19 protein-coding genes are annotated in these 18,669 nt (G+C 72.1%); 9 read left to right on the forward strand and 10 right to left on the reverse strand.

All coding sequences use genetic code 11. The annotated features are described in order from the left end of the window. The first annotated feature begins 1 nt into the window (after window position 1). Genes OG852_RS46105 through OG852_RS46145 form a run of 9 tightly spaced genes read left to right on the forward strand, consistent with a single transcriptional unit; the run spans window position 2 to window position 8,552 of the window. A complete protein-coding gene (locus OG852_RS46105; RefSeq protein WP_330351079.1) occupies window positions 2-979 on the forward strand; it encodes a C-terminal binding protein in 978 nt (325 codons plus the stop codon). Continuing rightward, on the forward strand, window positions 976-2,280 hold the full coding sequence (eno, locus tag OG852_RS46110; protein WP_133915418.1) for a phosphopyruvate hydratase: 1,305 nt from the start codon (window positions 976-978) through the stop codon (window positions 2,278-2,280). The genes OG852_RS46105 and eno overlap by 4 nt, the downstream gene beginning before the upstream one ends. Beyond that, complete coding sequence (locus OG852_RS46115; RefSeq protein WP_330351080.1) at window positions 2,277-3,287, forward strand: phosphotransferase family protein; 1,011 nt, start codon at window positions 2,277-2,279, stop codon at window positions 3,285-3,287. Before eno ends, OG852_RS46115 begins: the two co-directional genes overlap by 4 nt. Before the next feature lie 41 nt (window positions 3,288-3,328). Next, window positions 3,329-4,258 (forward strand): fumarylacetoacetate hydrolase family protein, encoded by a 930-nt coding sequence (locus OG852_RS46120; RefSeq protein WP_133915420.1) that lies wholly within the window; start codon window positions 3,329-3,331, stop codon window positions 4,256-4,258. A 2-nt stretch (window positions 4,259-4,260) separates the two neighbouring features. Beyond that, on the forward strand, window positions 4,261-4,638 hold the full coding sequence (locus tag OG852_RS46125; protein ID WP_133915421.1) for a nuclear transport factor 2 family protein: 378 nt from the start codon (window positions 4,261-4,263) through the stop codon (window positions 4,636-4,638). After that, the gene (locus tag OG852_RS46130; RefSeq protein WP_330351081.1) at window positions 4,638-5,759 is read left to right on the forward strand and encodes a CaiB/BaiF CoA transferase family protein; all 1,122 of its coding nucleotides are present in this window, start codon (window positions 4,638-4,640) and stop codon (window positions 5,757-5,759) included. The genes OG852_RS46125 and OG852_RS46130 overlap by 1 nt, the downstream gene beginning before the upstream one ends. 45 nt (window positions 5,760-5,804) lie before the next feature. Continuing rightward, complete coding sequence (locus tag OG852_RS46135) at window positions 5,805-6,920, forward strand: alcohol dehydrogenase catalytic domain-containing protein (protein ID WP_166663649.1); 1,116 nt, start codon at window positions 5,805-5,807, stop codon at window positions 6,918-6,920. 19 nt (window positions 6,921-6,939) lie between these two features. After that, entirely contained in the window at window positions 6,940-7,263 is a 324-nt protein-coding gene (locus tag OG852_RS46140) for a 2Fe-2S iron-sulfur cluster-binding protein (protein ID WP_330351082.1), read from the forward strand. After that, window positions 7,260-8,552: an NAD(P)/FAD-dependent oxidoreductase gene (locus OG852_RS46145; RefSeq protein ID WP_330351083.1), complete on the forward strand. Its 1,293-nt coding sequence runs from the start codon at window positions 7,260-7,262 to the stop codon at window positions 8,550-8,552. Before OG852_RS46140 ends, OG852_RS46145 begins: the two co-directional genes overlap by 4 nt. A 187-nt stretch (window positions 8,553-8,739) precedes the next feature. Here OG852_RS46145 and OG852_RS46150 read toward each other — a convergent pair whose 3' ends face one another. The 10 genes from OG852_RS46150 to OG852_RS46195 form a co-directional block, all read right to left on the reverse strand. Continuing rightward, a complete protein-coding gene (locus OG852_RS46150) occupies window positions 8,740-9,720 on the reverse strand; it encodes an aldo/keto reductase (protein WP_330351084.1) in 981 nt (326 codons plus the stop codon). Between the two features lie 53 nt (window positions 9,721-9,773). Beyond that, window positions 9,774-10,877: a sugar kinase gene (locus tag OG852_RS46155; protein WP_330351085.1), complete on the reverse strand. Its 1,104-nt coding sequence runs from the start codon at window positions 10,875-10,877 to the stop codon at window positions 9,774-9,776. Then, window positions 10,874-11,503: a bifunctional 4-hydroxy-2-oxoglutarate aldolase/2-dehydro-3-deoxy-phosphogluconate aldolase gene (locus tag OG852_RS46160; protein WP_330351086.1), complete on the reverse strand. Its 630-nt coding sequence runs from the start codon at window positions 11,501-11,503 to the stop codon at window positions 10,874-10,876. Before OG852_RS46160 ends, OG852_RS46155 begins: the two co-directional genes overlap by 4 nt. Continuing rightward, window positions 11,500-12,261, reverse strand: a complete 762-nt coding sequence (locus OG852_RS46165) for an SDR family oxidoreductase (RefSeq protein ID WP_330351087.1) — start codon at window positions 12,259-12,261, stop codon at window positions 11,500-11,502. The genes OG852_RS46160 and OG852_RS46165 overlap by 4 nt, the downstream gene beginning before the upstream one ends. Beyond that, entirely contained in the window at window positions 12,258-13,301 is a 1,044-nt protein-coding gene (locus OG852_RS46170; RefSeq protein ID WP_330351088.1) for a zinc-dependent alcohol dehydrogenase, read from the reverse strand. Before OG852_RS46170 ends, OG852_RS46165 begins: the two co-directional genes overlap by 4 nt. Continuing rightward, entirely contained in the window at window positions 13,298-13,735 is a 438-nt protein-coding gene (locus OG852_RS46175; protein ID WP_330351089.1) for an RbsD/FucU domain-containing protein, read from the reverse strand. Before OG852_RS46175 ends, OG852_RS46170 begins: the two co-directional genes overlap by 4 nt. Then, on the reverse strand, window positions 13,726-14,628 hold the full coding sequence (locus OG852_RS46180) for an amidohydrolase family protein (protein ID WP_330351090.1): 903 nt from the start codon (window positions 14,626-14,628) through the stop codon (window positions 13,726-13,728). The genes OG852_RS46175 and OG852_RS46180 overlap by 10 nt, the downstream gene beginning before the upstream one ends. Beyond that, complete coding sequence (locus tag OG852_RS46185) at window positions 14,621-15,955, reverse strand: L-fuconate dehydratase (RefSeq protein ID WP_330351091.1); 1,335 nt, start codon at window positions 15,953-15,955, stop codon at window positions 14,621-14,623. Before OG852_RS46185 ends, OG852_RS46180 begins: the two co-directional genes overlap by 8 nt. Window positions 15,956-16,048: 93 nt before the next feature. Beyond that, complete coding sequence (locus tag OG852_RS46190) at window positions 16,049-17,092, reverse strand: ABC transporter permease (RefSeq protein WP_133915432.1); 1,044 nt, start codon at window positions 17,090-17,092, stop codon at window positions 16,049-16,051. Next, complete coding sequence (locus OG852_RS46195) at window positions 17,085-18,647, reverse strand: sugar ABC transporter ATP-binding protein (protein ID WP_330351092.1); 1,563 nt, start codon at window positions 18,645-18,647, stop codon at window positions 17,085-17,087. Before OG852_RS46195 ends, OG852_RS46190 begins: the two co-directional genes overlap by 8 nt. Between the last annotated feature and the right edge of the window lie 22 nt (window positions 18,648-18,669).

Consider the following 18,669-nt stretch of genomic DNA (forward strand, 5'->3'; position numbering starts at 1 on the left):
CATGAGTACGACAGGCAAGGTCCTGCTCACCGACCACGCCTGGCCCGACGACAGCGTCGAGCGGGCCGTGTTGGAGGCCGCGGGGCTGACCCTGGTGACCGGGCCCGCCGATCCGGCGCCGGCCGCCGCCATCGAGGCCCTGGTCCGGGAGCACCGTCCCGACGCCGTCCTGACCTGCTGGGCCCCGGTGACCGCCGCCGCCGTCACGGCCTGCCCGGACCTGCGGATCGTCGCCCGCCTCGGGGTCGGCCTCGACAACATCGCCGTCGAGACGGCCGCCGAGCAAGGGGTGTGGGTCACCAACGTCCCCGACTACTGCGTCGAGGAGGTCTCCGACCACGCCGTCGGCATGGTGCTGGCCTGGGCGCGGGGCCTGGCCGCCTTCGACCGCGACGTACGAGCCGGGAAGTGGCGTCCCGCCGCCGCGAAACTGCGCCGGATGGCCACGCTGACCTGCGGGATCGTCGGCTACGGCAGGATCGGGCGGGCCACCGCCCGCAAGCTCGCGGCCTTCGGCTGCCGTGTCCTCGCCCACGACCCGTATCCGCCCGACCGGGCCCCCGGAGTCGAGCTGACCACGTTCGAGGAACTTCTCGGCGCCAGCGACGTGGTGGTCCTTCATGTCCCGCTCACCGAGAACACCCGCCATCTCGTCGGCGCCAAGGAACTCGCCCTGATGAAACCGGGCGCGCTCCTGGTCAACGTCAGCCGGGGCGGCCTCGTCGACACGGACGCCCTGATCGAGGCCCTGGCCTCCGGCCTGGTCGACGGCGCCGGGCTCGACGTGCTGGAGAGCGAGCCCGAGGTGCCGTCCGCACTGCTGGAGCGGCCCGGCGTCCTCGTGACCCCGCACATCGCCTTCTCCTCCACCGCCTCCGTCGAGGAGCTGCGCCGCCGCGCGGCCCAGGAGGTCGTGCGGGTCCTGGCCGGCGAACCCCCGGCGTATCCCTGCAACAAGCCCCGAGGAGTACGGCCATGAAGCGCATCGCATCCCTGAAGGGCCGTCAGATCCTCGACTCGCGCGGTCGCCCGACCGTCGAGGTGGACATCCTCCTCGACGACGGCTCCCTCGGTCGCGCGGCCGTTCCCTCCGGCGCCTCGACCGGCAGCAACGAGGCCCACGAACTGCGTGACGGAGACGCCGAGCGGTTCGCCGGCCTGGGGGTCGGCAAGGCGGTTGCGCACGTGGGCGGTGAGATCGCCGACGCCCTGCGCGGCCGCGACGCCCTCGATCAGCGCGGCATCGACGCCCTGCTGCGAGAGCTGGACGGCACCCCGCAGCTGACCCGGCTCGGCGCCAACGCCGTACTCGGCGCCTCGCTGGCCGTCTGCCGGGCCGCCGCGATCGCGACCGGACGCCCGCTGTACCGGCGGATCGCCGAACTCGCCGGCGTCGACACCCCGAGCCTGCCGCTGCCCATGGTCAACATCCTCAGCGGGGGACTGCACGCCGGACGCGGTATGGACGTCCAGGACTTCCTCGCCGTACCGGTCGCAGCGGATTCGACCGAGGAGGCGATCCAGCTCGTCTCCCGGGTCCGCACGGCCGCCGCCGAGGTGATGGCCGCCCGGGGCCTGACCACCCTCCTCGCGGACGAGGGCGGCCTGAGCCCGGGGCTGCGCACGGCTGACGAGGCCCTGGCCCTGCTGGTCGAGGCATGCGAGCACGCCGGACTGCGGCCAGGGACCGATATCGCGATCGCCGTCGACGTGGCCGCGCACTCCCTGTACGACCCGGAGCGCGGCGACTACGACCTCGCGCGCGAGGGACGTCGGGCCACCGGGGCGGAGATGGCCGACATGGTCGCCGCCTGGGTGCGCGACCACCCGGTGGTGTCCGTCGAGGACGCCCTCGACGAGGACGACTGGGCGGGCTGGCGGAAGCTGACCGACCGGCTCGGCGACCGCGTGCGGCTGATCGGCGACGACTTCTTCACCACCCACCCCGAGCGACTGGCCCGGGGCATCACGGAGGGCTGCGCCAACGGTGTCCTGGTCAAGGTGAACCAGAACGGCACCCTCACCGGCACGCTCGACGTGGTGACCGCCGCCCGGGCCGCGGGCTACGCGCCGGTCATCTCCGCACGGTCCGGCGAGACCGAGGACTCCTTCATCGCCGACCTCGCGGTCGGTACCGCCGCCGGGCAGATCAAGATCGGCTCCGTCCGCTGCTCGGACCGGCTGGCCAAGTACAACCAGCTGCTGCGGATCGCCGAGGACGACAGCCTGCCGTTCGCCGGCACCTCGGAGCTGGTTCTTCCGGAGGCGGTGGGGGCGTGAACCGCACCGCCGTCGACCCCGCGGTCGTCGACTTCCTGCTCCGCGAGGGACTGGCTGCGAGCGGAGAGGAATCCCGCTGGACCCCGCTGACCGGCGGCGTCTCCTCCGACCTGTGGCGGGTCGACCTGCCGGGACGGTCGATCTGCGTCAAGCGCGCCCGGGAACGGCTCAGGGTGGCCGCCGACTGGCACGCCCCGGTCTCCCGCAACGCCCATGAGTGGGCCTGGCTGGAGTTCGCAGCCCGCCACCGCCCCGCAAACGTGCCCGTCCCGCTCGCCCACGACCCGGCCGCCGGGCTGTTCGCGATGAGCTACCTTCCGCCCGAGCACCATCCCGTCTGGAAGGGGCAACTGCTGAGCGGAAAGGTGGACGAGGACACCGCCCGGGCCGTGGGGGACGTGCTCGGCAGACTGCACCGGGCGAGCACGGGCGACCCGGACCTGGCACGGGAGTTCGCGACCGACGACACCTTCCATGCCCTGCGTCTGGAGCCGTACCTGCTCGCCACGGCCACCGCGCATCCCCGACTCGGCCGAAAGCTGCGGGAGTTGGCCGACCGCACGGCCGGGACCCGGCTGGCGCTGGCGCACGGGGACGTCAGCCCGAAGAACATCCTGGCCGGTCCGGCCGGGCCCGTCCTGCTGGACGCCGAGTGCGCCTGGTACGGCGACCCGGCCTTCGACCTCGCCTTCTGCCTCAACCACCTGCTGCTGAAGTGCCTGGTCCGCCCCGAGGCGACCGAGTCCCTCCTGGACTCGGCGAAAGCCCTGGCGCTCGGCTACTTCGCACACGTCGACTGGGAACCCAGGCAGGCGCTGGAGTACCGGGCCGCCACGCTGCTTCCGGCCCTGCTGCTCGCCAGAGTGGACGGCAAGTCCCCGGTGGAGTACCTGGACGGCCCGGCACCACGGGATCTGGTCCGCCGTGTCGCCACCCGCCTGCTGCTCATGCCCGCCGGCACGCTGCTCCCGGTGCTGACCGCCTGGCGACGGGCTCTGCCCGCCTGACTTCCCGAAAGAACCGTTTCCGACATCAGGAGAACCCCACCATGACCTTCTCACTGGCCACCTGGCGCATCGACGACCGGCCGACCCCCGTCCTGACCGTCGGAGACCGCTCCTGGGCTCTCGCGGACGTGGCGCCTGAGGCCCTGCAACCGGAACCGGCGCGTGGACTGATGAACGTCTTCGACCACTGGGAGCGCACCGAGCCGCTCCTCGTGGCGGCGGCCGAGCGGCTGGCCGACGGCACCGACACCACCGCGCCCCGGCCCGCCCCGTCGAGGCTCGAAGACATCCTCACCCCGCTCCAGTACCCGCGGAAGATCGTCCTGACGGGCGCGAACTACTACGACCACATGAAGAACGACGGCGGCCACACCGACTGGGAGAAGGACAAGAAGATCCCCGTCTTCTTCCTCAAGCCGCCCACCACCTCCCTGGTCGGCAGCGGCAAAGCCGTGCGCTACCCGGAACAGTCGGAGAAGTTCGACTACGAACTCGAACTCGCCGTCGTCATCGGCAAGCGCGCCCGCCGGCTCACCCTCGACAACGCCATGGAGCACGTCGCCGGCTACACGATCGCGATCGACCTGTCCGCGCGGGACTGGCAGCGCCACCCCAAGCATCTGGTCAAGTTCGACCTGTTCGGCGGCAAGGCGTTCGACGACAGCTGCCCCGTGGGCCCCGCGATCGTCCCGGCCCGGTACGTCGACGAGGACGACCTGCAGCTGGAGTTCCGGCTCAACGGCGAGCTGAAGCAGAACGCCAACACCCGCGACATGATCTGGTCGATCCCGGAGCAGCTCGTCAAGATCACCGAACACGTGACCCTCGAACCCGGCGACATCGTCTCCACCGGAACCCCGGCCGGCGTCGGCCTCGGCACCGGGCAGTGGATACAGCCCGGCGACCTCCTCGAAGGCGACATCACCGGTCTCGGCCGCCTCACCGTCGAGATCATCAAGGAAGGAAACTGACCATGAGCGACGCCACCACCATCCTCGAGCTGGACCGCACACGCCAGGAGGCGATGATCCGCGCCGACGTGGACGCCCTCGGCGAACTCCTCGCGGACGACGTGATGTGGATCCACGCCACGGCCCGGATCGACACCAAGGAGGGACTGCTCGGCTCGGTCGCCTCCGGCAGGACGAAGTACCTCGCCATCGAGTGCTCCGACGAGACCGTCCGCTTCCACGGCGGCATCGCCTTCCTCAGCGGCGTGGCCGACATGAAGGCCGAGATCGCGGGCGAGACACGGGACATCCAGAACCGGTACACGATCGTCTACGCCCCGGCGGGCGACGGCTGGAAGGTCGTCAACTGGCAGTCCACCTCCGTGCGCAAGCCCTCCTGATGACGGCCTCGCTCGAGGGGCTGCGGATCGCGGACTTCTCCCGCGTCCTCGCCGGCCCCTACGCGACGATGCTGCTCGCCGACCTGGGCGCCGAGGTCGTCAAGGTGGAACGTCCCGGAGCCGGCGACGAGACCCGCTCCTGGCGGCCGCCCGTCGACGCGGGCGGCACCTCGACGTACTTCCTCGGCGTCAACCGCAACAAACGATCCGTGGCCCTCGACCTCGCCACCGACGAGGGACGGGAGAGGGCCCGCGCCCTGATCGCCGACTCCGACGTGGTGGTGGAGAACTTCCGCCCCGGGACGATGCGCAGGCTGGGACTCGGGGCGGAGGAACTGCTCGCCGAGCACCCACGGCTCGTCCACTGCTCCATCACCGGGTTCGGCCCGGACACGGGCGGCGGCCTGCCCGGCTACGACCTGCTCGTGCAGGCCGTGGGCGGACTGATGAGCGTCACCGGCGAACCCGACGGACCGCCGGTGAAGGCGGGAGTGGCCCTCGTCGACGTCATCACCGGCCTGCACGCCTCGCTCGGCATCCTGGCCGCCCTCAGGCACCGGGACCGCACCGGCGAAGGCCAGCTGGTGGAGGTCAGCCTGCTCGGCTCGCTGCTGTCGGCGCTGGTCAACCAGGCCTCCGGCTATGTGGCCGGGGGAGTGGTGCCGGGGCGGCTCGGCAACGCCCACCCGAGCATCGCCCCGTACGAGACCTTCGACACCGCCGACCGGCCCCTGGCGCTCGCCGTGGGCAACGACCGCCAGTTCGCCGCCCTGACCGCGCTCCTCGGGCGCCCCGAACTGGCGGACGACGAGCGCTTTCGCACCAACCCGGACCGGGTCGCCCACCGCGCCGAGCTACGAGCCCTACTGGAGAAGGAACTCGGGAGGCAGACGGCGGACCACTGGGCGGTCGTCCTGCCCGCGGCCGGAGTACCGGCCGGGCCGGTCAACGGAATCGACGAAGCCTTCGCGTACGCCCGCCGACTGGGCCTGGCCGCCGAGGTCGACGCCGGCGGCGTCCGCCAGGTGGCACACCCCGTCCGCCTGAGCGCCACACCCGCCGAATACCGGCTCCCACCGCCGGAGTTGGGAGAGCACACCGCAGAGATCTTCCCGGTGTGACCCCACCACCCCTCCGATCCACCCATCACCCGAACGGAGACGACAATGACGTCGACCACCATGCGCGCCGCCCGGATGCACGCCGTGGGGCAGCCCCTGACCATCGACGAGGTCGAGCGGCCCCGGCCGCGCCCCACGGACGTGCTCGTGGAGGTGCGGGCCTGCGGGATCGTGCCCAACCTCGGAAATGTCCTGCACCACCTCCAGGAGTGGTTCCCGCACCTCTACCTGCCGAAGCTGCCGGCGATCTTCGGCCTCGACGCGACCGGCGTGGTGGTGGAGAAGGGCGAGCAGGTCCACGGCATCGGCATCGGCGACCGGGTGTATGTCAACCCGGCCCGCTATTGCGGTAGTTGCCGCAAGTGCCGACTGGGCGAGACCACCGCGTGCCGTGCGTACGCCTTCAACGGCTACTTCGGCTTCAGCCCGTACTCCCAGCAACTCTTCGAGGACTACCCCTACGGCGGCCTCGCCGAGTACATGACCGCCCCGCAGTACAGCCTCGTGGTCCTCCCGGACAACGTCTCCCACGAGACGGCCGCCCGCTGGGGCTACCTCGGCACCGGGTACCGCGCGCTGCGCCGCGGCGGCGTCGGTCCGAGCAGCACGGTCCTGATCAACGGCATCAGCGGCACCCTCGGGCTCGGCGTCGCTCTGTTCGCCCTCGCCCTGGGGGCGCGCAAGGTGCTGGGCACCGCCCGCGACCATGACCTGCTGGCCCGGGTGAAGGCGATCGCCCCGGAGCGCGTCGAGGTGCACAGCCTCGACGACGAGCCGTCGGTGGGGGAGTGGGCCCGGAGCCTGACGGACGGCGCCGGCGTGGACGTGGCCATCGACGCCCTCGGCCCGGGAGCGCCGCACGACAGCTTCCTGTCCGGCGTCGACGCCCTCGGGCGCGGCGGCCACCACGTGAACATCGGCGCCGTGGCGGGGGACGTGCCCGTGCACCTCCACAAGATCATGGACATCGACGCCCGGCTCAGCGGCTCCGCCTGGTTCAGCACCGCCGAGGGCCAGGAGATGGCGGACCTCGCCGAGAGCGGCATGGTCGACCTGTCGGTGTTCGAGCACGAGGTGTTCAAGCTGCACGACGTCAACACGGCGCTGTCGGTGCTGAAGAACCGCAACGGCGGGTTCAGCAACTACGTCATCTGCCCCTGAGGCCGAGGAGGAGTACGCCATGCCCAAGGTGACCTTCGTCCAGCCGGACGGCGTCGAAACCGTGCTCGACCTGCCCGCCGGAAGCACCGTCATGCGGGGCGCCGTGGCGGCCGGGGTGCGGGGTGTCGTCGCGGAGTGCGGCGGCAACCTGATGTGCGCCACCTGCCATGTGTACACGGTGGACGGCGCCGGGGACGTCTTCGCGGCCATGACCGACGACGAGGACGAACTCCTCGACTGCACCGCGGCCCCGCGCCGGGACACCAGTCGGCTGAGCTGCCAACTCGGCCTCACCGAGGGCATGGACGAGCTGGTCGTCCATGTTCCGGGAGCCCAGACATGAGTCCCGGATCCGGCGTGGTCGTGGTGGGCGCGGGCCAGGCCGCCGTACAGCTGGCGGAGTCGCTGCGCGAGGCCGGCTTCACCGGCCCGGTCACGCTCGTGGGGGAGGAGCCCCGACCGCCCTACCAGCGGCCGCCGTTGTCCAAGGAATACCTTGCCGGGAAGGTGACGCCGGAGGATCTCGTCCTGCGCGGCGAGTGGTTCTACGCCGACCGGGGCGTCGAGCTGCTCGTCGGCCGCCGCGCCGTCCACCTCGACCGCGCGGGGCGGCGGCTGACCCTGGACGACGGCGCCGTACTGTCCTACGGACATCTGGTCCTGGCCACCGGCGCCCGCCCCCGCCCGCTGCCGATACCGGGTGCCGACCTGGACGGCGTCGGTAACCTCCATACCCTCGGTGACGCCCAGGAGTTGCGGGAGCGCATGGAGTCCGCGCGGGACGTCGTGGTGATCGGCGCCGGGTTCATCGGCCTGGAGTTCGCCGCGGCCTGCGGGGCGCGCGGAGTCAGCCCGGTCGTGCTCGACGTCGCCGGCCAGGTGATGGGCCGGGCGGTGTCCGCGCCCGTCGCCGCGCACTTCGCCGAACGGCACCAGCGGAACGGCACACGGCTTTTGTTGGGCCGCACTCCGGTCGAACTGACAGGCCGCGGGGGCAAGGTCGGTGCCATGCGGCTGGCCGACGGCGAGAGCCTCCCGGCCGACATGGTGGTCACCGGCATCGGGGTGCTCCCGAACGTCGAACTGGCTGAGGCGGCCGGGCTGGAGACGGCGGACGGCATCGTCGTGGACCAGTACCTGAGGACGGCGGACCCGGCCGTCTCGGCGATCGGGGACTGTGCGGCGTTCCCCGACCCGCGCGGGGTGGGCCGAATCCGGCTGGAGTCCGTCCAGAACGCCGCCGACCAGGCCCGTTGCCTGGCCGCCGCGCTCACCGGCACAGCCCGCCCCTACACCACGCTCCCCTGGTTCTGGAGCTACCAGGGAGACCTCAGACTCCAGATCGCCGGACTGTCCACCGGACACGACCACACCGTCGTACGAGGAGAACCGGACGAGGGCTTCTCGGTCTTCTGCTTCCGCGAAGGGTCCCTGGTGGCCGTCGAATCCGTCAACCGCGCACCCGACCACATGGCGGCCCGCCGACTCCTCACCGCGGGCATCCGGGTCACCCCCGACGACCTCTCCGACCCCGGCTTCAGCCTGCGCACCCAGCTCACGCGGGCGGCCGCCGCCCCGGCCCGCCACCAGCCGAGAAACCGCGGCACCCCCTCAGGTACAGGTGCTGCATGAAGCCGGGCCCGTCCGGCATCGAGATCGATGCCCGGCAGGCCCGGCCGACGTCACGGGGAGACCGCGTCTTCGCGGTGGTCGGAGGCCGGGACGTCGCCGCTGAAATCGTCGTAGGTCTGCTCGATGGCCCGGTCCGTCAGGGACATCGCGCACCTCTTCCGTCTCCGTGACTGTCGCCCGCGCCGCTTTACGAGGGTACGTCCGGCCTGATCAGGCCCTGGGCGCGAAGCTCCTTCCAAAGGTCTTCGGGGGCCTGCCGACGGTGGAGTTCCACATTGCGCCCGACCTGCTCGCCGTTCCGCATGCCGAGAGTCACGTTGATGACACTGGGGTGGCTGAAGGGGAACGCCATCGCCGCGGCGGGCAGGGTGGTGCCGTGACGTTCGCAGACCTCGGCGATCGCCAGGGCACGGGCGACAAGGTCCGGCGGGGCGTCCGCGTAGTCGTACTTCATGCCCGGAGTGGGGCGGTCCCGGGAAAGCAGGCCCGAGTTGAAGACACCGACCGCCACCACACTCTTGCCGTGCTCGCGCGCCGCGGGCAGCACGTCGTCCAGCGCCGACTGGTCGAGGAGCGTGTACCGCCCGGCCAGCATCACCACGTCGGCGGCCGTCTCGCGCAGGAAGCGGGCGAGCATGGCCGACTGGTTCATGCCGGCGCCGATCGCGCCGATCACCCCTTGGCCGCGCAGATCCGCCAGCGCGGGCAGGGCCTCCTCGGCCGCCTGCCGCCAGTGGTCGTCGGGGTCGTGCACGTAGACGACGTCCAGGCGGTCGAGACCCGTGCGCTCAAGGGTGGCGTCGATGGAGCGGAGTACGCCGTCCCGGCTGAAGTCCCACTGTCGGCGCAGGTCGTCACGGACGACGAACCCCTCACTGTCGACGCCCCGCGGCTGCTCGTTGGGCACGAGCAGGCGGCCCACCTTGGAGGAGACGACGTACTGCTCGCGGGGGCGGTCGCGCAGGGCGGCCCCCAGGCGCCGCTCGGAGAGGCCGAGCCCGTAGTGGGGCGCGGTGTCGAAGTACCGGACGCCGTTGTCCCAGGCCGTGTCGATCGCGTCCGTCGCGTCCTGGGCCGGGGTGACCCGGTAGAGGTTGCCGATGACGGAGGCCCCGAAGCCCAGCTCGGTGACTTCGACGGCGGTGTTCGTGATCTTCCGGTGCCGCAAGACGTGCTCCTCGGGTACTGCGCGGTTGCTAAAGGCGGGGCGGTAAGCGCCGGTCACCGTCTGACGGCGGCCGAGCCGCCCGCCATGAGGGCCTCCACCTCGGTGAGGGAGGCCATCGAGACGTCGCCGGGTGTGGTCATGGCTAGGGCGCCGTGAGCCGTGCCGTAGGCCAGGGCGCGCTTCAGACGGGCGCCGGTGAGCGGGCCACCGACCGGCTCCCCATCACTGAGCAGGCCACCGTTCGGCTCGGGAGGCGTGAGCAGCCCGTAGATCAGTCCGGCCGCGAAGGCATCGCCCGAGCCGATGCGGTCCAGGACGTGCAGGCCGGGCAGGTCGGGGCCCGCGACGAAGCCGGTCGCCGGTGCCCAGGCCGCCGACGACCAGTCGTTCACCCCGGCCGAGGGCACGTCGCGGAGTGTCGTGGCCAGCACCTGGGCCGTGGGCAGCCGGTCGGCGACCTCTGCGAACGCGTCCGGCGCGTCGTCCGCGCGGACGCGCAGCGCTCCGGGGTACGGTCCGGCCAGGCCGAGGGCGCCCACCACCACGTCCGCGTGCCGGGCGAGCCGCAGGTCGACCTCGCGGGCCCGCTCGGGACCACCCCGGTCGGCCCAGAGGCTGGGGCGGTAGTTGGGGTCGTAGGAGACCATGACGCCGTGCCGCCGTGCCGCGGCCATCGCCTCCTCCGCCACGTCCACCGTGGTGTCCGACAGGCCGGCGAAGATGCCGCCCGTGTGGAACCAGCGCGGTCCCGCGGCGAAGACCGAGTCCCAGTCGACGTCCCCTTTCCGCAGCTGGGACACCGCCGTGTTCGCGCGGTCGCTGACGCCCAGCGCGCCCCGGATGCCGAAGCCCCGTTCCACGAAGTTCAGCCCGTTGCGGGCGCTGCGGCCGATGCCGTCGCCGGGCACCCAGCGGATCAGTGACGTGTCGACTCCGCCCTGGAGGACGAGGTCCTCGGCCAACCGCCCCACGGCGTTGTCGACCAGGGCGGTCACCACGGCCGCACGGAGGCCGAAGCAGCGCCGCAGTCCGCGTACGACGTTGTACTCGCCGCCGCCCTCCCAGACCTGGAAGGTGCGGGCGGTGCGGATACGGCCCTCGCCGGGGTCGAAGCGCAGCATGACCTCGCCCAGCGCGATCACCTCGGGCCCGGTCACCGCGTGCTCCCCGCCACGGCTTCGGCGGTCAGCCGCCGTATCTCCGCGTACTCCCCGCGCTCCAGGTGGCCGGCGGTCGCCATCCAGCTGCCGCCGACGGAGAGGACCGCCGGGTGGCGGACATAGACGGGTAGCTGCAGGGGGCCGATGCCGCCGGTGGGTACGAAGCGTGCCGGGGGGAACGGGGCCGCGAGCGCCTTGAGCATCCCGATGCCGCCGAGGGGCTCGGCGGGGAACAGTTTGACGGTGTCGAGGCCCTCGCGCAGGACACGCATCAGCTCCGTCGCGGTGCCGACGCCCGGTACGACGGGCACCTGCAACTCCCGGCACTTCCGCACGACTTCGGCGTCGAAGCCGGGTGACACGACGAAACGGGCGCCGGCCGCCACGGCCCGCTCCGCCTGCTCGGGAGTGAGGACCGTGCCGGCGCCGACGGTCAGCCCGCCGTGCGCCGCCATCGCCTTGACCACCCGCTCGGCGTCCGGGGTGCGGAAGGTGACCTCGGCGCACCGGGCACCGCCCCGCGCCAGCGCGTCGGCCAGCGGTGCGGCCGTGGCGACGTCGGGCACGGTCAGCACCGGCATGATCCGGGCGCCGGCCAGCACCGAGGCCAGATCGGCGGTCATCGGCCCAGCCACCCGCCGTCGACCGGCAGAACGGTGCCGTGGATGTAGGCGGCCGCGTCCGAGGCGAGGAACACGGTGGCTCCCGCGAGGTCGTCCGCGCCGCCCCAGCGTCCGGCGGGGATGCGGTCCAGGATCGCCCTGCTGCGGGCCGGGTCGTCCTGCAGTGCCTGGGTGTTGTCGGTGGCGATGTAGCCGGGGGCGATGGCGTTGACGTTGACGCCGTGCGGGGCCCACTCGTTGGCCAGCGCCTTGGTCAGTCCCGCGATGCCGTGCTTGGCGGCGGTGTAGCCGGGGACGGTGATACCGCCCTGGAAGCTGAGCAGCGACGCCGTGAAGACGACCTTTCCCCGGCCGCGGGCCACCATCGACGCCCCGACCGCCCGGCTCAGTGTGAACTGCGCGTTGAGGTTCACCTGGAGCACCAGGTCCCAGTCGGCGTCGGTGTGTTCGGCGGCCGGGGCACGCCGGATCGTTCCCGCGTTGTTGACCAGGATGTCCACCGGCCGCTCGCGCGCGGCGAGGTCCGCGCCGAGGGCCCGTACGGCGTCGGCGTCGGCGAAGTCGGTACGGATCGCCTCGAAGGTGCGTCCCGCCGCGAGGACGTCCTTCTCCACCGCGCTGCCGGATTCCTCCAGCGAGGCGCTGACACCGATGACGTCCGCGCCGGCCTCGGCGAGCGCGCGGGCCATGGCACGGCCGATGCCGCGCCGGGCACCGGTGACGACGGCGAGGCGGCCGGTCAGGTCGAAGAGGGTCATCCAAGGGCTCCCGTCGTGTCGTTGCCGCAGTCCACCAGGATCTTCATCACGTCGCCGCCGCCCTCCAGGGCCTCGAACGCGGCGGGTGCCTGCGTGAGCGGCACGACCTTGCTGATGAGCCGCTCGGCCGGAACCGTGCCGTCGTCGACCAGGGCCACCGCCTTCTCGAAGTCCGAGCGGTCGTACAACCGGGCGCCCACAAGGGTCAGTTCACGCCAGAAGAAGCGGTGCAGGTTGATTTCGCGGGGCTTGGGGTGGATGGCCACCAGGCACAGTCGGCCGCGCACGCCCAGCACGTCGACCGCCGTGTCCACGCCGGCCGCCGCGCCGGACACCTCGAAGGCGACGTCCGCGCCGGCGTCGCCGGTCCACCGCGCCACCAGGGCGGACACGTCGTCGGCGCCGGGGTCCCAGGCGGTCAGGCCCAACTCCGTCGCCAGCAGCCGTCGGTGGGCGCTCAGCTCGATGACGCGGACGTCGGCTCCGGCGGCCCGTGCGACGAGGGCGATCAGGATGCCGACGGGCCCGCCGCCGACCACGACGACCCGCTCGCCGCCGCGGACACCGGCCCGGCCGACGTCGTGAACGGCCACGGCGGTGGGCTCGACCAGGGCGGCCCGGTCCAGGGAGACGGAGGCGGGGAGGCGTACGAGGGTGGCGGCGGGCACGGTCCAGCGCTGCTGCATGGCACCCGGGGAGTCGATGCCGATGAAGTCGAGGTGCTGGCAGACGTGTTGGTGGCCGGCGCGGCAGGCCGGGCAGGAGTCGTCCCAGCGCAGCGGCATCACGGTCACCGCGTCACCGGGCTGCCAGCCCTCCACGTCCGGTCCGACGCGCACGATCCGGCCCGACATCTCGTGTCCGAGGACGGCGGGCGTGGTGACCCGGGCGTCCATGTCGCCGTGGAAGATGTGCAGGTCGGTGCCACAGATGCCGACGTAGGCGGGGGCCAGCTCGACCTCGCCGGGCCCGGGTGGCGCGGTCTCGGCGGGAGCCGTGTCCAGGGTTCGGGCGGCTGTGTAGCGGACGGCGAGTGTCATCGTGGGTTCAGGGTCCCTTCCGCGCGGACGCCGATGGTCAGCAGCAGGTTGGCGTAGGTACGGGTGTCGGCGGTGACGACGGCCAGCGCCAGGTCGGGGGAGCGGGCGGCGTCGTAGAACTCGAAGCGGCCGAGGGTCTCGACCGGGGCGGGCGCGAGCATCGAGCGGTACTCGGCGATGGCCGGCGGCTCCGGTTCGCCCTCGGGCGGCACCATCACATGGGCCGCCTCCACGGGGACCGCGCGCAGCAGGACGTCGAGCACGGTGGTGACGTCGAGCAGGCCGGGGGCCAGGTTGAGGTGCACGGTCCTGGCCCGGTCGCCGGTGGCGGTGCTCGCGGGGTAGTGGCCGTCGGCGAGCAGGACGCGTGCGCCGTGGCCGGCGCCGGCCAGGGCTTCGAGCATCCCGGGGTGCAGCAGCTCGGTCATGAGCACGGTGTGCTCGCCTCCTTTCCAGGATGCCTGAGTCGGTAGAAATCGGTCGCGGTGCCGGCGAGCACCGCCTGGATCTCGCGGTCGGAGAAGCCGTTCAGGAGTTCCTCGACGGTGGCTGCCCAGCGGTTCCAGCCGCCCGCGAGGACGCAGACCGGCCAGTCCGAGCCGAACATCAGCCGTTCGGGTCCGAAGGCGCCGAGCAGGACGTCCCACACCGGGCGGATGTCGGCGACGGTCCACTTCTCGTGGTCGGCCTCCGTGACCAGCCCGGACACCTTGCAGCGGACCTGGGGATGTCCGGCGAGTGTCCGCAACTGCCTTTCCCAGTCGCTGAGTTCACGCCCCGCGATGGGCGGCTTGCCCGCGTGGTCCAGGACGAGGGGAAGGTCCGGGAGGCGTTCGGCCAGCTGGATCGCCTGCGGGAACTGGTGGCTGCGGATCAGCACGTCGTACCCGAGTCCGCGCTCGGCCACCGCCCGCAGGCCGCGCTCCACGGCCGGCTGTTGGAGCCACCCCGGGTCGGACTCGCCCTGCACCAGGTGCCGTACGGCCCGCAGACACCCGCCTCCGGGGCCGGCGCGCAGTGCGTCCAGCACGTCGCCGACCTCCGGGGAGGTCAGGTCGGCCCACCCGACGACGGCGCCGATGAGCGGATCGGCGTCGGCCAGGGCGAGGAACTCACGTGTCTCGGCGATCGACGGCACACACTGGACGAGGACCGTGCCCCCCAGACGCCGGCCCGCGATGCTCCGGGTCGCGGCCGAGCGCAGGTCGCCCGGGCCGAAGGTGCGGCGGATCGGTTCATGGCCGGGCTCGTCCAGCCAGGCCTGGGGACGGTGGTCGAGGTCCCAGAGGTGGTGGTGGGCGTCGACGAGGGTCCGGGCGTCAGACACGTGCGGCCCAGACCGGCCCGTCGGGATAGGTGTACTCCTTGAGGGACTCCGGGTGCATCTGCGCGCTCAGCCCCGGCAGGGCCGGCGCGAGATAGTGGCCGTCGGCGATGCGGACCGGGTCGACGAAGTGCTCGTGCAGATGGTCGACGTACTCGATGACCCGGTCCTCGACCGTGCCGGAGACGGCGACGTAGTCGAACATCGACAGGTGCTGGACCATCTCGCACAGACCGACCCCGCCGGCGTGCGGGCAGACCGGCACCCCGAACTTGGCCGCGAGCAGCAGGATCGCGATGTTCTCGTTGACGCCGCCGACCCGGGCGGAGTCGATCTGCACGATGTCGACCGCGCCGGCCTGGAGGAGCTGCTTGAAGACGACCCGGTTGGCGATGTGCTCGCCGGTGGCGACCTTGATGGGGGTGACGGCCTTGCGGACGGCGGCGTGGCCGAGGATGTCGTCGGGGGAGGTGGGCTCCTCGATCCAGTACGGGTCGTAGGGGGCCAGGGCGCGCATCCAGTCGATGGCGGGCTGGACGTCCCATCTCTGGTTGGCGTCGACGGCGATGCGGATGCCGTCGCCGACCGTCTCACGGGCGGTGCGCATGCGCCGGACGTCGTCCTGAAGATCGGCGCCGACCTTCAGCTTGATCTGGGTGAAGCCTTCGGCGACGGCCTCGCGGGCGAGACGGGACAGCTTCTCGTCGGAGTAGCCGAGCCAGCCGGGGGTGGTGGTGTACGCGGGGTAACCGCGCTCCAGCAGCCGGGCGACGCGCTCCTCACGGCCCGGCTCGGCGCGGCGCAGGATCTCCAGCGCGTCCTCGGGGGTGAGGGCGTCGCTGAGCCAGCGGAAGTCGACCTGGGCGACCAGCTCCTCGGGCGACATCTCGGCGAGGAAACGCCAGACGGGCCGGCCCGCGCGCTTGGCGGCCAGGTCCCACGCGGCGTTGACGACGGCACCGGTCGCCATGTGGATGGCCCCCTTCTCCGGTCCCAGCCAACGCAGTTGGGGGTCGTGGACCAGGGAACGGGAGAACGCGCCGAGATCGCCGCAGACCTCCTCGACGGACCGGCCCACCACGTACGGAGCGAGCGTCGCGATGGCGGCGGCCTGCGCGTCGTTTCCGCGTCCCGTGGTGAAGGCGAGGGCGTGGCCCTCCAGCCCGTCGCCGGCGTCGGTGCGCAGGACGACGTAGGCGGCCGAGTAGTCGGGCTCCGGGTTCATCGCGTCCGACCCGTCCAGATGCTCGGACGTCGGGAAGCGCACGTCCAGGACGTCCAGGGCGGTGATGCGGGCAGCGGCCGGGGGAGGGGACACGGAAGAGGACATGACGACAACTCCTGTGAGAGCAGGTGGGAATACGGCCCCCTGCGGCGGGACAGGGGAACGGCGAGCGGTGTCGGGCGGCGACGGCCGCCCGGATCACTCCTGGACCTTGCCGCCCGTGATGCGTGAGATGGTCAGGGCGACCAGGATGATCAGGCCGTTGAGGGCGCCGATCCACTGGGCGGGGACACCCGCGAGAGTGAGCACGTTCTGGATCATGAAGAGCAGCAGGATGCCGCTGAAGGCCCCGAACATGGTGCCCTTGCCGCCGTTGAGGCTGATCCCGCCGATGACGGCGGCGGCGAAGACGGTGAAGATGTAGCCGTTGCCCTGTGCGGAGGCGACCGAGGCGAGGCGCCCGGAGAGCAACAGGCCGGCGAGGGCGGCCAGCACGCTGCCGGTGACGATGACGATCCACAGCACCCGGTCGGTGCGGATACCTGCCGCCTTGGCGGCGTCGACGTTGCCGCCGATGGCGTACAGCGAGCGCCCGAAGCTGGTCCAGCCGAGCACGACGATCGCGGCGGCGAACAGCACCAGGCAGATCCAGATGGAGGCGGGCATCCCGAACCACTGGGCGGTGCCCAGGTAGAGCATCGACTGCGGAAGCTGGAAGAAGGTCTGCCCGCCGGAGATGCCGGTGAGCATGCCGCGCAGCACGATCAGCATGCCGAGGGTGACGATGAAGCCGTTGAGCCCGAAGCGGATGATGAGCAGGGCGTTGACGACACCGACGAGCGCGCCCACGGCGAGCGTGACGGGGATCGCCCAGGCACCGGGCAGCAGACCGAGGCCGTGGCCTGCGCCGGCCGGAACCACCAGCCAGGCCGCGACACCGGGCGCGAGGCCCATGGTGGACTCCAGCGACAGGTCCATCTTCTTGACGACGAGGATCATCGTCTGGGCGAGGACCAGCAGGGCGATCTCGGACATGGTCTGCAGGACGTTGATGAGGTTGTCCGCCCGCAGGAAGACCGGGTTGACGATCTGGCCGACGATCGCGATGACCACGATCGCGGGGACCAGCGCGAGGTCGCGCAGCCGGGCCAGGGGTATCCGGCCGCCGAACAGCCCCGTCCGCTTGGCCTCGGGCTCCGTGGCCTTGGAGGCGGGCGTGTCCGCGAGGACGGTTTCAGGCATCGAGGTCCACTCCTTCCATCGCGGCGACGAGGTCGTGGTCGTGCCAGCCGCGGGCGATCTCTGTCGTGACCCGGCCCTGGAACATCACCAGGACCCGGTCGCACATGCGCAGGTCGTCGAGTTCGTCGGAGGCGATGAGCACTCCGGTGCCGGTTTCCGCGGTCTCCTCGACCTTGCCGAGGAGGAACTCCTTGGAGCGCACGTCCACGCCCGCGGTCGGGTTGATCAGGACCAGCAGCCGGGGGTCGTCGGCCAGGGCACGTGCCATGACGACCTTCTGCTGGTTGCCCCCGGACAGCGCCGAGACGGGCAGCTCCGGGCCCGGCGTCTTGATCGCCAGTTTCTCGATCATGTCCTCGGCGAGCCGGTCCCGCCGGCCGCGGCTGAGCAGTCCGTTGCTGCCGAGCCGGTGCGGCACGGACAGCGTGGCGTTGTCCGCGATGGACATGTCGGGCACGAAGCCCTGGTGGTGCCGGTCCTGCGGGACGAACCCGGCGCCCGCGGCGAGCGCGGCCGGCACGCTGCCCGGCCGGGGCCGGTTGCCGGCGATCTCCACCTGGCCGGTGCCGGCGGCTCGCAGTCCTACGACGGTCTCGGCGACCTCCGTACGTCCGCTGCCGGCGGCCCCCGCGAGGCCGACGATCTCCCCGGCGCCCACCCGGAAGGTGACCTCGCGGTAGGTCTCGGCGCTCAGGTCCCGGACGCTCAGCGCGGCCGTGGCGGCGGCGTCGAGCGTGCTCGTGCGGTCCTCGTTCCCGTCGGCCGCCGCCTCGCCGGTCATGGCCGCGACGAGGTCGGCGCGGGGGAGGTCCGCGACCGGGGCGGTCACGATGTGCCGGGCGTCCCGGAACACCGTCACCATGTCGCAGATCTCGTAGACCTCCTGCAGGTGGTGGCTGATGAACAGGAAGGTCACGCCCTGGCGCTGCAGGTCGCGGATCCGGTCGAAGAGCCGGTTGATCGCGGCCCCGTCGAGCTGCGCGGTCGGTTCGTCGAGGATGATGAACCGGGCGCCGAAGGACAGCGCGCGGGCGATCTCGACGAACTGCCGCTGCTCCACGTTGAGGTCACCGGCGGGAGTCTGCGGGTCGACGTCGACCGACCAGGTGGACAGCAGCTCCTGTGCCCGGTGGCGTACCCCCTGCCAGCTGATGAGCCGGCTGCGGCCGTGGTCGTGGCGGTTCAGGAAGAGGTTCTCGGCGACGGTCAGGGTGGGGATGATCGTCGACTTCTGGTAGACGCAGGCCACGTGCCGGCGCCAGGCGTCGCGGTCCGTGAGTCTGGGGGCCGGCGCGCCGCCGAAGGTGACGGTTCCCTCGTCCGGGGCCTGGAGGCCGGTGAGGACGGACACCAGGGTCGACTTGCCGACGCCGTTGCGGCCGACGAGCGCGTGGGTCTCACCCGGCCTGATGGTGATCCGGGCGCCGTCGAGGGCCACCGTCGGACCGAATCGTTTGACAATGCCCGTCGCCTCGACGACGGGCGGGTCCACCGGGACCCGTCCGTCGTCCGCCGGGGCGGACACGGGGCTGACTGCTCGCTCCCCGTCCTTCATCTCAACCGCCTTGCGTTCGTGA

It is taken from the genome of Streptomyces sp. NBC_00582 (genome assembly GCF_036345155.1).
GTDB lineage: Bacteria > Actinomycetota > Actinomycetes > Streptomycetales > Streptomycetaceae > Streptomyces.